Genomic DNA, 14,173 nt, shown 5'->3' on the forward strand with positions numbered 1-14,173 from the left:
TATATGGGGCCGATGTCCGAACTGACCCCCATCCCCGACGATCTCGTCGCCGTCTTCCAGATCGAGGGCGAGCCGGTGCGCGGCCGCCTGGCCCGCCTCGGCCCGTCGGTGGACGAGGTGCTGCGCGCCCACGACTATCCGGAGGTCGTCGCCAACCTGCTGGGCGAGGCCTGCGCGCTCGCCGCCCTCGTTGGCTCCAACCTGAAGTTCGACGGCCGCCTGCTGGTCGAGGCCCGCGGCGACGGCCCGGTCCGCTACGTGGTCGCCGACTATGACACCACCGGCGCCCTGCGCGGCTATTGCCGGTTCGATCCGGACGAGGTCGCCCAACTCCAGACCGGATTCAAACGCCCGGGTGCAAAAGCCCTGCTCGGCGAGGGCGTCTTCCTGATGACCGTCGACCAGGGCCCGGATATGGACCGCTACCAGGGCGTGACCGCTATCGAGGGCGAGACCCTGGCCCTGTGCGCCGAACAGTATTTCGCCCAGTCCGAACAGACCCCGACCCGCATCCGCCTGGCCGTCGGCCAGGCCGACGACGGCCAGGGCGCCCACTGGCGGGCCGGCGGCGTCCTGATCCAGTACATCCCCGAGGACGACGCCCGCGGCTCGACCGAGGAGGCCTGGACCCGCACCCAGGCCCTGTTCGAGACCGTCGGCGAGGACGAGCTGATCGACACCCGCCTGTCGTCGGACCAGCTGCTGTTCCGCCTCTTCCACGAGGACGGCGTGCGCGTCTTCGAGGGCAAGCCCCTGCGCGCGTTCTGCCGCTGCTCGCAGGACCGCATCGAGACGGTGCTGAAATCCTTCCCGCCGGAAGACCGCGCCGGCATGGTCGAGGACGACGGCCAGATCCGCGTCACCTGCGAGTTCTGCAGCCGCGTGTACGAGATCGCGCCGGGGGCGTTGGAGGCCGCGTAGCGGGCAGACGCCGTCTCGGAGTCTAGGCCTGGTCCAGCGCTCGCGACACGTCGCGGATCAGGTCGTTCGCGCCCTCCAGCCCGACGCTCATCCGCACCCAGCCCTCGGTCAGCCCGATGGCCAGCCGCTCGGCCTCCGGCATCGAGCGATGCGTGGTGGTCGAGGGGTGGGTGGCCATCGACTTGGCGTCGCCGAGGTTGTTGGAGATGTCGACGATCTCAAGCGCGTCCAGGAACCGCCAGGCCGCGTCCCGGCTCCCCAGGTCGATGGCCAGGACGTTGCCGCCGCCGGTCATCTGGTTGGCGATGATCGCCGCCTGCGGGTGGTCGGGCCGCCCGCAATAGATCACCGACTTCGCCTTCGAATGAGCGGCGGCGGCGTCGGCGACCTTGCCGGCGTTCTCGGTCTGGCGGCGGACGCGCAGCTCGAGCGTCTCCAGGCCCTTCAGCATCACCCAGGCGTTGAACGGGCTGAGCGAGGGGCCGGTGTGGCGGAAGATGTCGCGATAGGTCTCGGTCAGCAGCTCGGCGTCGCCCAGGATCGCCCCGCCCAGCACCCGGCCCTGGCCGTCGATGTGCTTGGTCGCCGAATAGACGACCACGTCCGCGCCCAGGGCCAGCGGCTTCTGGAAGATCGGCGTCGCGAAGACGTTGTCGACCACCACCTTGGCGCCCGCCGCGTGCGCGATCTCGGCCACCGCGCCGATGGCGGTGACCTCCAGCAGCGGGTTGGCCGGGGTCTCGATCAGGAACACGCGGGTGTTGGGCCGCACCGCGTTCTTCCACGCCTCCAGGTCGGTGGCGTCCACGAACGTCGTCTCGACTCCGAAGCGCGGCAGCAGCTCGGCGACGATCCAGCGGCAGGAGCCGAACAGCGCCCGGCCCGCCACCAGGTGGTCGCCGGCCTTGAGCAGGCCGGTGAGCGCCAGGTGCACCGCGCTCATCCCAGACGAGGTGGCGCGGCATGCCTCGGCGCCTTCGATCAGCGCCAGCCGGTCCTCGAACATCTGCGTCGTCGGGTTGCCGAACCGCTGGTAGATGAACCCCGGCTCCTCGCCGCTGAACCGGCGGTCGGCGGCCCCGGCGCTGTCGTAGGAGAAGCTCTGGGTGAGGAACAACGCCTCGGAAATCTCGCCATAGGGGGTGCGGGCCATGCCGCCGCGCACCGAACGGGTCTCGATTTCCCAGTCGCGCGGATCTTCGGCCATGACGGACCTCCTTCGAAAAGAGAGGGCATCAACGGCGATCGAGCGGCGCCGTCAAGAGGCCGGGCTCAGCAGCGCCCTTGCAAGACTCACCGCCTCGGCTAAGGCTGCGCCGCCCATGACCGACCTTGTCCGCCCGGGCATCCTGCCCTGCCAGTCCATCGACGACCTCATCGCGGCCGGCGCGATCCACGCCGACGAGCGCTTCGACGTCGATCAGGTGCAGCCGGCCAGCCTCGACCTGCGGCTCGGCGCCCGTTGCTGGCGGGTGCGCGCCTCGTTCCTGCCCCGGCCGGGCCAGACGGTCGCTCAGCGCATCGCCGACGTCGCCATGCACGAACTCGACCTGGCGGCCGGCGCGGTGCTGGAGAAGGGCTGCGTCTACATCGCCGAGCTGCAGGAGCGCCTGGCGCTGCCGGCCGGCGTGTCGGCCCGGGCCAATCCGAAGAGCTCGACCGGCCGCGTCGACGTCTTCGTGCGCCTGCTGTCCGACGGCGGCGCGGCCTTCGACGACGTGGCGGCGGGTTATGCCGGCCCGACCTATATCGAGATCGCGCCCCAGACCTTCTCGGTCCTCGTCCGGCGGGGCACCCGGCTCAACCAGTTGCGCCTGAAGCGGGGCGAGCCGCCGCGCCTGCGCACCGAAAGCGTCGGGGTCGACCTGACCGGCGAGATCGCCGGCTTCCGCGGCCGCCGCCACGCCCCCGTCGTCGACCTCGACAAGGAGGACGGCCACGACCCGCGTCTCTACTGGGAGCCGCTGACGCCCCAGAACGGCCAACTGCTGCTCGATCCCGGCGAATTCTACATCCTGGCCTCGAAGCAGGCGGTCGAGATCCCGGTGATGGAGGCCGCCGAGATGACGCCCATCGATCCGTCGGTCGGCGAGTTCCGCGTCCACTACGCCGGCTTCTTCGACCCCGGGTTCGGCACCGACGAGGCGCACGGCAAGGGCAGCCGCGGCGTGCTCGAGGTCCGCAGCCACGAGACGCCGTTCATCCTGGAGGACGGTCAGATCGTCGCCCGGCTGGTCTACGAGCCGCTGACTGACCGGCCCGTGCGCCTCTACGGCGACCTCGGGTCGCATTACCAGCGCCAGGGCCTGAAACTATCCAAGCACTTCAGGGTCTGGGGCGAATAGGCGGCGGCGAAGCCGCGACGCTCCTCCCATCGGGCCTTTGGGAGAGGGCGTGTCTTGGCTTGGTTGCGTAGGGTCGTCCTGGCGGCGGCGATGGTGCTGGGCCTTGGCGCGCCGGCGTTCGCGGCTCCCGCCCTGTGGGTGGTGAAGGACGCTGACTCTGAAATCTACCTGTTTGGCACCCTGCACGCGCTCGACCCGGCGCTGCACTGGCGCACCCCGGCCTACAACGCCGCCCTGGCCCGGGCCGGCACGGTCTGGTTCGAGGCCGACCTCGACAGCGCCGACCCGCGCACCATCGGCGAGATCGTCGCCCGCTACGGCGTCGACCGCGAGCGGCCGCTCAGCGACAAGCTCGCCGCTCCGGACCTGGAAGCCCTGCGCGGCCAGGTCGACCTCGCCCGCATCGACCACCTGCGGCCTTGGGCGGCGGCGCTGATGCTGTCGATGCAGCCGATGCTGGAACGCGGCGCGAGGATCGAGGCCGGCGCCGACCTGACGGTCACCCGCGTCGCCCGGCGCGAGGCCAAGCGGGTGCGGACCTTCGAGTCGCTGGAAGACCAGGCGCGGATGTTCGCCGGCCTCTCCGAGCCGACCGAGCTGCGCTACCTCGCCGACATCATCCAGGAACGGGCCGGGAATCGCCGCGCTCCGCCGGCCCCCGGCCGCTCGCTGGAACGCGCCTGGGCCGCGGGCGACCTCGCCCGCCTCGGCGACGAGTTGGCCGGCGACCTGCGCGACGGCAACCCTGGCCTCTACGACGCCCTGCTCAAGCAGCGGAACCTGCGCTGGGCCGACACCCTGGCGGCGCAGATGGACGGGGCCGGCGTCGAACTGGTCAACGTCGGCGCCCTGCACATGGTCGGCGAAGACGGCCTGCCGGCCCTGCTCGCCGCCCGCGGCTATTCCGTGGAGCGGGTGCAGTAGCAATCTCCTCGCCCCCCGCGCAGCGGAGAGGGAGAGGATAAAGGGCAGGCGCAAGATCGCCCCGAGCCCTCTACGTGCCGGCAAGGTCCAGCCGCCCCCTCTCCCAACCCTCTCCCTCTCCGCTGCGCGGGGGGAGAGGAGGGAAAGTCGCGCGTCTGCGTCCTACACCGCCGGGGCGCTCGCCGCCCGATAGACCGGCTTGCCGCCCATGAAGGTGATCTCGCACTTGAGGTCCTTCAGGCTGTCGGACGGGATGGCGTAGACGTCCTTGTCCCAGACCGCGAGGTCGGCGTACTTGCCCGGCTCGATGGTGCCGACCTTCTTCTCCAGGAAGAGCTGCCGCGAAGCCCAGTCGGTGTACGAGCGCAGCGCCACGTGCACGTCGACGGAGTTGGCCATGCCGAACGGCTTCTTGCCGTAGGTGCCGAGCAGGGTCGCCCGCTCCACCGACGACCACAGGCCATAGCGGGCCGGGATCGGCGTCACCGGATAGTCCGAGCCGCCGGCCCAGATCACGCCGTTGTCGAGGTAGGTCTTGAACGGCTTCAGGTTCGGCGCGCGCTCGGGGCCGAGGTTCGCCGCATAGGTATCGCCGAGGTACCACATGAAGGGCGCCTGGGCCTCCGGATAGGCGGTGTCGAACCGCTTCTGCAGGTCGGCCATCACAGCCACGGCGTGCGGCGTCGGCGTGTTGCCGTGGATGATCGAGTGGCGAAGGCCGGGCTTTGGGTTGGCCTCCTGGACCGCCTTGTAGGAATCCACCAGCCAGTCGATCGCCCGGTCGCCGATGGCGTGGGCCCCAACGTGCAGGCCGGCGTCGTGGTACATCTTCAGCCGGGCGAAGGCCGCGGTCGGCTCGACCATCGGATAGCCCTTGTTGCCGGTGTCGACCTTGGTGAACTCCTTGTGCCAGTCGTCGTGCATCCAGGCCGTGCGCGCCCCGCCGCTGCCGTCGATGAACATCTTGATGCCGCCGGAGATCAACTGGTCGTCGCCGGTCGTCTCATAGGGCTTGGTGGTCGCCTGGATGCGGGCGATCAGCGCGCGGGCGTCGGCGTCGGACTTCGGATTGGCCCACAGGGCGAACACCCGCAGCGGCAGGCGGCCCTCGGCCTGAACCTGCTTGTAGGCGCTCCACGCCTGGGGATTGGTCGTCGGGTCCTTCACCGCCGTGACGCACTCGGACACGAAGGTCTGGGCGGCGGTGAGCAGGCCCTCGCGGGTCTGCTCGTCAGTGGTGTCCGGCACATGGTCGCGGACGAGGCCCATCGCTTGCTCCTTCAGCACGCCGGTCAGGCTGCCGTCGGGGTTCTTGTCGATGGTGCCGCCGGGCGGCGCGGCGGTGTCGCGCGTCACGCCGCCGATCTTCAGGGCGGCGCTGTTGGCCACCGCGTAGTGGCCCGTGGTGTGGGTCAGGACGACGGGGTTGTTCGGCGCGACCGCGTCCAGGTCGGCGGCGTGGATGTAGCGCTTCTCGGCCAGCTTGCCCTCGTCCCAGCCGCTGCCGGTGATCCACTCGCCGGGCTTGGCGGCGGCGACCTTGGCGGCCACCAGGCGCTTCACGTCGGCAATGCTTTTCACCGCGTCGGCGCCAAGGATGATCGAATATCGCTCGCCGATCCCGCCGCTGACCAGGTGCGCGTGGGTGTCGATCAGGCCCGGGGTCACCGTGCGGCCGCCGAGGTCGACCCGCTTGGCGCCGCCGGACGCCAGACGCGCGATGTCGGCGTTCGAGCCCACGGCGAGAATCTTGCCGTCCTTGATGGCGATGGCCTGGGCGACGCTGTCGCGCCGGTCGACGGTGATGACCTTGCCGTTCAGCAGGACGAGGTCGGCGTTGGCCGCCGGCTGCGCCATGGCGCCGCCCTGGCCGAGGACCAGCGCTCCGGCCAGCCCTAGCCGCGCTGCGTTTTTCCAGCTCTGCATAGATCCTCCCACGATCCCGAAACTGCGATTGCAGTTGAGCTTATTCGGGCCGCGGGAAGAGACAATCGGAATCGCAGCCGCCGAACCGCCGCCGCGGGGCGGCGGAGGTCCGGCGTGCAACGACGACGGTCGTCAGCTCAGGACGACGATCGCCACCCGACGGTTCTGGGCCCGGCCGTCCGCCGCGTCGTTTGGCGCCACGGGCGCGTCCTCGCCGTAGGAGATGGTCGCCATCCGGTTCAGCGCCACGCCCTGCTTGGAGAGGTACCGACGGACCGCTTCGGCGCGCGCCTCGCCCAGCTTCTCGTTGTAGTCGGGCGTGCCGGTCGCGTCCGTGTGGCCCTGGATCTCCAGGTACACGTTGCGGTTCTCACCCTTCAGACGCTGGGCGAGCTCGGCCAGCCGCTGCTCGGCCTCGGGCGAGAGGGCGTGGCGGTTTGTCGGGAACTTCACGGAGTCGTCCGACAGGACCACTTCGTAGAGGAACTTGCCTTCGGCAAGCTTGTGGGCGGCGTTGGCGCGGGTCAGCGCTTCGCCGGCGGTGCCTTCAACCTGGGTGACGCGGCCGTCGACCTGGGACACGCGGCCATCCACGACGGCGATGTTCTCGCGAACGAACTTGTGGCTCGCGCAGCCCGTGGTCACGAACCCGGCCAAGAGCACGACGCCCGTCACGGCGGCGGCCCGGAATCGCGGTTGGGTCAAGATCTTCTTCCTTCCTGCCAAGACGCCACTTGCGGGCGTCCAACATCAGGTGCCGCTTCCCGGATGGCGGCGTAATGACGTGGGCGTGTCCGGAAAATGTCAGCTTGGCCGTAAACGTGGCGAACCCGCGCCACGATGCTGACGCGCCGGCGTGGTCCGGCTTGCCGATGGTTCGGGATAGACAATCGCGGCGGCGCTGGTTCGCCGGTACGCTGAGCGTGGCCGTGCACGCCCTGATCCCGCTGGCGTTCCTGGCGACCGCGCCAGAGCCCGATCCGCCGGCCGAGGCCGAGCCGATCATCGTGACGCTCGCTCCGCCGCTGCCGCCCCCCGAGCCGCCGCCGGCGCCATCGGAAGCGCCGACCAACAGTTCGGCCGCGGCGACGCCGACGCCAGCCAAGACCCCCGCCAAGTCGCCGCCGAAGGTCAAGGTGCGGCCCGCCAAGGCCGTCGCCGAGGTCGCGCCGCTGATCGCCACGCCGGATCCCGAGCCGCCGCCGTTGCCGCGCCTGGGTGAGGCTCAGCTGGCCGGGGCAGTCACCGCCGGCTCGGGCGGCGGCGGCGGCGGAGCGGGGGCGGGCGGTTCCGGCGCGGGCTCCTGCGACATGGTCCGCCGCCTGCAGGCCGCCCTGCGCGCCGACCCGGACGTCCGCGCCGCCGTGGCCCGCGCCGACGCCGACGCGGCCTCGCGCGGGGCGATCCTGGTGTGGAACGGCGACTGGCTGCGCAGCCCGGGCCAGTCGGGCAAGGGCCTGGCCGGTGTCCGGCAAGCCATCACCATGGAGGTCGCCTTCGCTCCGGAGTCCTGCCGCCAGGCGCCGATGCGCGGCCTGGTCCTGCTAACTCTCGGCGATGGACCGGGCTCCGGCCGGCTGGTGATCGGCACGCCGCAGTGGCGCTGGACCGACCTTCTGACCCGCAACCGGGGCTAGTCGACTAGCTTCCCCACGGACCGCGCTGCGCGCGCGTAACCGGAACGGCGGTGGCCCGGCGGCCGGCGGGTGCGCCGACCCCCATCCCTCCGACCAGGGCCATCAGGGCCTCGACGCGGTTGTGGGTCGCCGGGTGGGTCGAAAACAGGTTGTCGCCCTTGCGGCCGGCCAGCGGGTTGATGATGAACATGTGCGCGGTCGCGGGATTGCGCTCGGCGTCCGGGTTGTAGGCGCCGCCGCGGGCGTAGGCCTCGATCTTCTGCAGGGCCGCGGCCAGGGCATGCGGGTCGCCGCAGATCGCCGCGCCTTCCGCATCGGCCGCGTACTCGCGATGGCGGCTGATCGCCATCTGAACCAGCGAGGCGGCGATCGGCCCGAGGATCGCCACCGCGATCGCCCCGACCATGCCGGTCGGCCGGCCCTCCTCGTCGCGGCCGCCGAACAGGAAGGCGAAGTTGGCCAGCGCGCCGATGGCCCCGGCGATGGTCGCCGTCACCGTCATCGTCAGGGTGTCGCGGTTCTTCACATGCGCCAGTTCGTGGGCCATGACGCCGCGAATCTCGCGGCGGTCCAGCATGCCGAGCAGGCCGCGCGTGGCGGCGACCGCCGCGTGCTGCGGGTCGCGGCCGGTGGCGAAGGCGTTCGGCTGGTCCTGGTCGATGACGTAGATGCGCGGCCGCGGCAGGCCGGCGCGCTGCGCCAGCTCGAGGGTGTCGGCGGCGTAGTTGCGGATCAGCGGCTCGGGATGCTGCTCGTCGACCTCGACCGCCCGGTACATCTTCAGGACGATCTTGTCGGCGTTCCAGTAGCTGATCAGGTTCATGCCGGCGGCGAACACGAAGGCCAGCAGCATGCCGGTCGGCCCGCCGATCAGATAGCCCGCCCCGACGAACAGCGCGGTCAGCGCCGCCAGGAGCGTGAAGGTGCGCAGATGGTTTTGCATGGTCCTTTGGAGCGTCTCGTCGTTCAACACCGCCAATATGGGGACCGGCGAGGTTCCGTTTAAGTCGTGATCGGTCAGCCCGCGACCCGGCGGCGCGGCGCCGTCCCCGGCAAGGCCTCGGCGAGCAGCCGCGCCTCCATCGCCTCGGCCGGCATCGGCCGGGCGAACAGATAGCCTTGCATGCGGTCGCAGCCGGCGGCCCGCAGGAACAGCGCCTGGCCCTCGTCCTCGACCCCTTCGGCGACGATCGACACGCCCAGCGCCCGGGCGGTGTGCAGCATCGAGCCCACCAGGCGCGAGACCCGCGGGTTGCGGGCCACGTCGGCGATCAGCGAGCGGTCCAGCTTCACCGTCTGGATCGGCAGGTGCATCAGCGCCCGCAGGTTCGAATAGCCGGTGCCGAAATCGTCGAGCGCGATCTGCACGCCCTTGGCCGCCAACCGCTCGATGTGCCGCCGGGCCAGGCCCAGGTCCTGCAGCAGGAAGGTCTCGGTGATCTCGACCGTCAGGGCGCTGGCCGGCAGGTCGGTCTGCGCCAGGCGCCCGATCAGCTTGCGCGAAAAGCCCGGATCGACCAGGTCGCGGGGCGAAACGTTGCACGACACCAGTTCGATCAGCCCGCGCTTCACCCACGGCGCGGCGCGGGCGCAGGCCGCCTCGAACACCGCCTCGTCGATCCGGCCGATCAGGCCCAGCTCCTCGGCCATCGGCACGAAGGCGGCCGGGCTCAAGAGGCCCTGCTCGGGATGCCGCCAGCGGGCCAGAACCTCGACGCCGACGATGCGGCCGTCCGCGGCCTCGACCACCGGCTGGAACCAGGGCTCGATCTCGCCGGCCGGGATGGCGCGGCGCAGCTCCGCTTCCAGCGTCCGCCGCCGCTCGCTTTCGGCCCGCAGCTCAGCGTCGAAGACGCTCCAGCGTCGCCCGCCGCCTGTCTTGACCCGATAGAGCGCCATGTCGGCAAAGCGCTGCAGGTCTGCGGCGTCGGCGGCGTCGGTCGGGAACACCGCCACCCCGATCGACGCGCCGGGCGCTACGGCGCGGCCATAGATCGAGTGCGGCTGCCCCAGGGCGGCGGCCAGCGCCTCGGCCTGCCTCTGGACGTCCGCCCCGCTGGTGACCACCGCGAACTCGTCGCCGCCCAGCCGCGCCGTCAGGTCGCCGGCCTTCGCGCTGCGGTCCAGTCGCGCGCCGATTTCGGCCAGCAGCAGGTCGCCGGCCTGGTGGCCCAGGGTGTCGTTGAGGTGCTTGAAGCGGTCGAGGTCGATGACGAACAGGGCGACCGTCTCGGCCCTTGCCCGCGCCGCGGCCAGCCGCTCGGCCAGGGCGGCGGTGAACGCGCCGCGGTTCAGCAGGCCGGTCAGTGAATCCGTGCGCGCCAGCCGCAGCGTCTGGGCCCGCTCGGCCTCGAGCTCAGCCACCCGGGCGGTGAGCTCGGCGATCTGTCGGTCAGGATGGGGCACGCGCGCTGAAGACTCCTCAGCGCGCAGCCTGCCCGAACGAGGCGAATCCCGGGTTAAGCCGTATGGTTACCGGCCGGCGCCGGTTCCTCAATCTGGCCTTCCCACTTGGCGACGATGGCGCTGGCCACCGAGTTGCCGACGACGTTGGTCGCCGACCGGCCCATGTCGAGCAGGTGGTCGACCGCCAGGATCAGGGCGATGCCGGCCTCCGGCAGCTTGAAGTAGGTCAGGGTCGCGGCGATCACCACCAGCGAGGCCCGCGGCACTCCGGCCATGCCCTTCGAGGTCACCATCAGCAGCCCCAGCATGGTGACCTGCTGGGCCAGCGTCAGCTCGATCCCGTAGACCTGCGCGATGAACAGGGTCGCGAAGGTGCAGTACATCATCGAGCCGTCGAGATTGAACGAGTAGCCCAGCGGCAGGACGAAGCTCGCCACCTTGCGGCTGACGCCCCACTTCTGCAGTTCCTCCAGCGTCCGCGGATAGGCCGCCTCCGACGACGCCGTCGAGAAGGCCAGCAGCGTGGGCGAGCGGATGGCGCCGATCAGCTTCAGGATCCGCGGCCCGACGATCACCACGCCGGCCAGGATCAGCACGCACCACAGCACGCCCAGCGACAGATAGAAGCCGCCGACGAACTTGCTGTAGGTCACGAGAACCCCGACCCCGCGCGTCGCGATCGAGGCGGCGAGGGCGGCGAAGATCGCCAGCGGCGCGGTCCGCATCACATAACCGGTCACCTTCAGCATGATCTGGGCGACCTGTTCGACCAGGGCCAGGACCTGCGGGGCCTTGTCGTCCACCGCGGCCACCGCCGCCCCGACCAGCACCGAGAAGACCACGATCTGCAGGATCTCGTTGCGCGCCATGGCGTCGAAGATCGAGGTCGGCACCAGGTGGGTCACGAACTCGCGCAGCGTGAACTTCGAAACGTCGACCGCCGCCCCGGCCGTCGCCGGGTCCGGCGGCGTCAGGTCGAGGCCGGTCCCGGGCTGCAGCAGGTGGACCATGCCGAGACCGAGGGTCAGCGAGACAATCGAGGCCAGCACGAACCAGCCGATGGCCTTCAGCCCGACCCGCCCGACCTCCGAGGCGTCGCCCATGTGGGCGATTCCGGCCACCAGGGTCGAGAACACCAGCGGGGCGATGATCATCTTGATCAGGCGCAGGAAGACGTCGGTGATGATCGACAGGCCCCCGGCCCAGGCGGCCGCCTCTTCCGGCGTCTGGGTGACGTTCAGCGTCCAGCCGACCGCGACGCCGAGCACCATGGCGGCCACGATGAAGGCGGTGAAAAGTCGGTTCATCGGGCCCCCGAGACGATCAGTTGGCGGTCTTTGTCGCGAAGAACCGGCGTGACGTCCATCCCGCATTGCCGCGACGCCGTCTCGCAACCACAACGCGGCCCCGGTATAACGAGGCATGACGTCCAGCATCTCGGCCCAAGAGGCTGTCGAACGGCTCGAGGCCGAATATGTCCGCAGCGTCGGGGCGCTGCGCGAGGACCTGAAGGGGTTCCTTGCCGGCGGCCGTCCGCCGGGGCCGGAGGTGCGGGCCGGCGGCGCCTACGTCTATCCCGAGCTGCGCCTGACCTGGCCGGCCGGGCGGCCCTATCCGCGCATCGGCCGCGCCTTCGCCCGCATCGGCAATCCCGGCCACTACACGATCACCGTAACCCGGCCGGGGCTCTACCGCGACTATCTGATCGAACAGCTCTCGCTGCTGGCCCAGGATTTCGACGTCGAGCTCAGCGTCGGCCGCTCGCGACAGGAGATCCCGTTCCCCTACGTCCTCGACGGTGCGGCCGACCTGGCCCTGGCCGACATCGGGGCGGCCGAGATCGCCCGGCACTTCCCGTCGACCGAACTCGCCTACATCGGCGACGAGATCGCCGACGGCGCGTGGATCAGCACGCCGGACCGGCCACGGCCTCTGGCGCTGTTCGACGGCCTGCGGACCGACTTCTCGCTCGCCCGGCTTGCCCACTATCTCGGCACGCCGGCCGACCACGTGCAGCCCTACATCCTGTTCACGAACTACCACCGCTACGTCGACGAGTTCGTGCGCTGGGCCTGCGACCAGTTACGGGCCGGCGGGCCCTATACGGAACTGTCGGCCGCCGGCCATGTCCGGGTGACGCGCGAGACCGCCAATCCCGAGGCGGTGGTCGCGGCCGGCGCCTGGCGCCGTCACCAGATGCCGGGCTACCACCTGCGAGCCGAGGACGGGCCGGGGATCAGCCTGATCAACATCGGCGTCGGCCCCTCCAACGCCAAGACGATCTGCGACCACCTGGCGGTGCTGCGGCCCCAGGCCTGGTTGATGATCGGCCATTGCGGCGGCCTGCGGGGCTCGCAGACGATCGGCGACTATGTGCTGGCCCACGCCTACCTGCGCGACGACCACGTGCTCGATGGCGTCCTGCCTCCGGAAATCCCCATCCCGCCGATCGCCGAGGTGCAGGTGGCTCTGAACCGCGCCGCCGAGCAGGTGACCGGCGAGACCGGCGAGATGCTCAAGCGGCGCCTTCGCACCGGCACAGTGGTCACCACCGACGACCGCAACTGGGAGCTCCGCTATTCGTCCAGCGCCCTGCGCTTCAACCAAAGCCGGGCGGTGGCGATCGACATGGAGTCGGCCACCATCGCCGCCCAGGGCTACCGGTTCCGGGTGCCCTACGGGACGCTGCTCTGCGTGTCGGACAAGCCGCTGCATGGCGAGATCAAGATGCCGGGCCAGGCCAACGCCTTCTACGAGCGTGCGATCGGCCAGCACCTGCAGATCGGCATCGCCACGGTCGACCTGTTGCGTCAGGAGGGCGCGCGCCTGCATTCGCGCAAGCTGCGCAGCTTCGACGAGCCGCCGTTCCGCTGAGGGCGTTTTCCTGATCGCGCCTGCCGCAACCTCCGCAAGCCGCGGCAGGCGCTTTTCAGGGACAGACCTCTATCTGAAGAAGCCTGACGCCAATTTGCGCAGCGCGGCGAGTTTGCGCCTAATCACCTCGGCGTGAGTCACGGAGTGATGATGACAGGCGAGGCGATCGGTCTTTCGGACCGCGGGCTGACGCTGGGCGACGGGCTGTTCGAGACCCTGCTGGCCGAGGACGGCGTCCTGCGCGACGTCGAGCCTCATCTGGCGCGGATGGCGGCCGGCTGCGCGGCCCTGGGGCTGCCGCCCCCCGACCCGCCTCAGGCCGAGGCGCGGATGCGTCAGGCCCTGGCCGCCGCCGGCCTGCTTGGCGGACGCGCCGCGGTGCGCCTGACCCTGACGGCGGGGCCTGGCGGCCGCGGCCTGGACCGGCCGGAGGCGCCCGTCCCCGTGCTGTTCGCGACCGCCGCTCCGGCCCCGGCCCCCGCACGCCCGGCCCACCTGATCCTCGCCGAGGTTCGGCGCAACGACGCCTCGCCGACCTCGCGCCTGAAAACCCTGTCCTACCTCGACAATGTGCTGGCGCGGCGCGAGGCGCGGGCGGCGGGCGCGGACGAGGCCGTGATGCTCAACACGCGCGGCGAGGTGGCCTGTGCGGCGGCGGCGAACATCTTCTGGCTGTCCGGCGACGTCCTGAGCACCCCCGCGCTCGACTGCGGGGTCCTGGCCGGGATCGCCCGCGCCCGGGTTCTGAATGCTGCCGGCGAACTCGGCCTTGTCGTCCGCGAGGTCCGCGACGGTCCGGATGCGCTGGCCCAGGCCGACGCCGTGTTCCTGACCAACAGCCTGATCGGCATGCAGACGGTGGGGCGGCTCGCCGGGCGCGATGTCGCCGAGGCTGAATTTATAGTTTCCAAGATCAGAACGACAGCATTCGCTGCAGTTGCTTAACGCAAAGTAGTATTAACTCGGATTAAGCATAGATATATCAAAAGCAACACTTGCTTTTTTACTTGCGGTTAAGCGAGCCGGGGTAACTTGCGTGAGTTATCGGCGCGGGGCGGGGGTCGCCAGGCGCTTGCCACGCAAGGAGAGAGATCATGTCGAAGTTCATCACGCGTTTCGCCAAGGACGAGTCCGGCGCCA

The 14,173-nt window shown here is 70.5% G+C and carries 12 protein-coding genes; 6 read left to right on the top strand and 6 right to left on the bottom strand.

From position 1 onward, the window contains the following. The first annotated feature begins 3 nt into the window (after positions 1–3). Positions 4–921 (top strand): Hsp33 family molecular chaperone, encoded by a 918-nt coding sequence (locus ACILRF_RS04255; protein WP_395671038.1) that lies wholly within the window; start codon positions 4–6, stop codon positions 919–921. A gap of 22 nt (positions 922–943) precedes the next feature. Here the strand turns inward: ACILRF_RS04255 and metZ are convergent, their stop codons facing one another. Further along, positions 944–2,128, bottom strand: a complete 1,185-nt coding sequence (gene metZ, locus ACILRF_RS04260) for an O-succinylhomoserine sulfhydrylase (protein ID WP_395671026.1) — start codon at positions 2,126–2,128, stop codon at positions 944–946. A 115-nt stretch (positions 2,129–2,243) separates the two neighbouring features. Between metZ and ACILRF_RS04265 the strand changes: the two genes are divergently transcribed. Together ACILRF_RS04265 and ACILRF_RS04270 are read left to right on the top strand one after the other, a co-directional pair. Further along, positions 2,244–3,266 (top strand): 2'-deoxycytidine 5'-triphosphate deaminase, encoded by a 1,023-nt coding sequence (locus ACILRF_RS04265; RefSeq protein WP_395671027.1) that lies wholly within the window; start codon positions 2,244–2,246, stop codon positions 3,264–3,266. Positions 3,267–3,320: 54 nt separating this feature from the next. Further along, a complete protein-coding gene (locus ACILRF_RS04270; RefSeq protein ID WP_395671028.1) occupies positions 3,321–4,190 on the top strand; it encodes a TraB/GumN family protein in 870 nt (289 codons plus the stop codon). Between the two features lie 162 nt (positions 4,191–4,352). Here ACILRF_RS04270 and ACILRF_RS04275 read toward each other — a convergent pair whose 3' ends face one another. Next, the gene (locus ACILRF_RS04275) at positions 4,353–6,116 is read right to left on the bottom strand and encodes an amidohydrolase (RefSeq protein ID WP_395671029.1); all 1,764 of its coding nucleotides are present in this window, start codon (positions 6,114–6,116) and stop codon (positions 4,353–4,355) included. A gap of 132 nt (positions 6,117–6,248) precedes the next feature. Next, positions 6,249–6,821 carry an OmpA family protein gene (locus tag ACILRF_RS04280; RefSeq protein ID WP_395671030.1) on the bottom strand — a complete coding sequence of 191 codons (573 nt, stop codon included), beginning with the start codon at positions 6,819–6,821 and terminating at the stop codon, positions 6,249–6,251. 224 nt (positions 6,822–7,045) lie between these two features. Between ACILRF_RS04280 and ACILRF_RS04285 the strand changes: the two genes are divergently transcribed. Continuing rightward, on the top strand, positions 7,046–7,753 hold the full coding sequence (locus ACILRF_RS04285) for a hypothetical protein (protein WP_395671031.1): 708 nt from the start codon (positions 7,046–7,048) through the stop codon (positions 7,751–7,753). 4 nt (positions 7,754–7,757) lie between these two features. On the opposite strand, the gene htpX is transcribed toward ACILRF_RS04285, so the two are convergent. The 3 genes from htpX to ACILRF_RS04300 all read right to left on the bottom strand — a co-directional run bounded on the left by htpX (position 7,758) and on the right by ACILRF_RS04300 (position 11,466). Next, entirely contained in the window at positions 7,758–8,696 is a 939-nt protein-coding gene (gene htpX / locus ACILRF_RS04290; RefSeq protein ID WP_395671032.1) for a zinc metalloprotease HtpX, read from the bottom strand. Positions 8,697–8,770: 74 nt separating this feature from the next. After that, entirely contained in the window at positions 8,771–10,159 is a 1,389-nt protein-coding gene (locus tag ACILRF_RS04295) for a putative bifunctional diguanylate cyclase/phosphodiesterase (protein ID WP_395671033.1), read from the bottom strand. A 53-nt stretch (positions 10,160–10,212) separates the two neighbouring features. Next, positions 10,213–11,466 carry a dicarboxylate/amino acid:cation symporter gene (locus tag ACILRF_RS04300; protein ID WP_395671034.1) on the bottom strand — a complete coding sequence of 418 codons (1,254 nt, stop codon included), beginning with the start codon at positions 11,464–11,466 and terminating at the stop codon, positions 10,213–10,215. A gap of 115 nt (positions 11,467–11,581) precedes the next feature. Between ACILRF_RS04300 and ACILRF_RS04305 the strand changes: the two genes are divergently transcribed. Beyond that, the gene (locus tag ACILRF_RS04305; RefSeq protein WP_395671035.1) at positions 11,582–13,033 is read left to right on the top strand and encodes an AMP nucleosidase; all 1,452 of its coding nucleotides are present in this window, start codon (positions 11,582–11,584) and stop codon (positions 13,031–13,033) included. A 150-nt stretch (positions 13,034–13,183) separates the two neighbouring features. Then, the gene (locus tag ACILRF_RS04310) at positions 13,184–13,978 is read left to right on the top strand and encodes an aminotransferase class IV (protein WP_395671036.1); all 795 of its coding nucleotides are present in this window, start codon (positions 13,184–13,186) and stop codon (positions 13,976–13,978) included. Positions 13,979–14,173: the final 195 nt, after the last annotated feature.

Origin of the sequence: Phenylobacterium sp., assembly GCF_044236515.1 — a bacterium.
In the GTDB taxonomy this organism is placed as follows: Bacteria; Pseudomonadota; Alphaproteobacteria; order Caulobacterales; family Caulobacteraceae; genus Phenylobacterium.

Bases quoted from the DNA above. Each gene is read 5' to 3' on its own strand.
- ACILRF_RS04265 (WP_395671027.1), top strand. From the start codon at position 2,244: ATGACCGACCTTGTCCGCCCGGGCATCCTGCCCTGCCAGTCCATCGAC.
- ACILRF_RS04305 (WP_395671035.1), top strand. From the start codon at position 11,582: ATGACGTCCAGCATCTCGGCCCAAGAGGCTGTCGAACGGCTCGAGGCC.
- htpX (WP_395671032.1), bottom strand. From the start codon at position 8,696: ATGCAAAACCATCTGCGCACCTTCACGCTCCTGGCGGCGCTGACCGCG.
- metZ (WP_395671026.1), bottom strand. From the start codon at position 2,128: ATGGCCGAAGATCCGCGCGACTGGGAAATCGAGACCCGTTCGGTGCGC.
- ACILRF_RS04310 (WP_395671036.1), top strand. From the start codon at position 13,184: ATGACAGGCGAGGCGATCGGTCTTTCGGACCGCGGGCTGACGCTGGGC.
- ACILRF_RS04300 (WP_395671034.1), bottom strand. From the start codon at position 11,466: ATGAACCGACTTTTCACCGCCTTCATCGTGGCCGCCATGGTGCTCGGC.
- ACILRF_RS04275 (WP_395671029.1), bottom strand. From the start codon at position 6,116: ATGCAGAGCTGGAAAAACGCAGCGCGGCTAGGGCTGGCCGGAGCGCTG.
- ACILRF_RS04255 (WP_395671038.1), top strand. From the start codon at position 4: ATGGGGCCGATGTCCGAACTGACCCCCATCCCCGACGATCTCGTCGCC.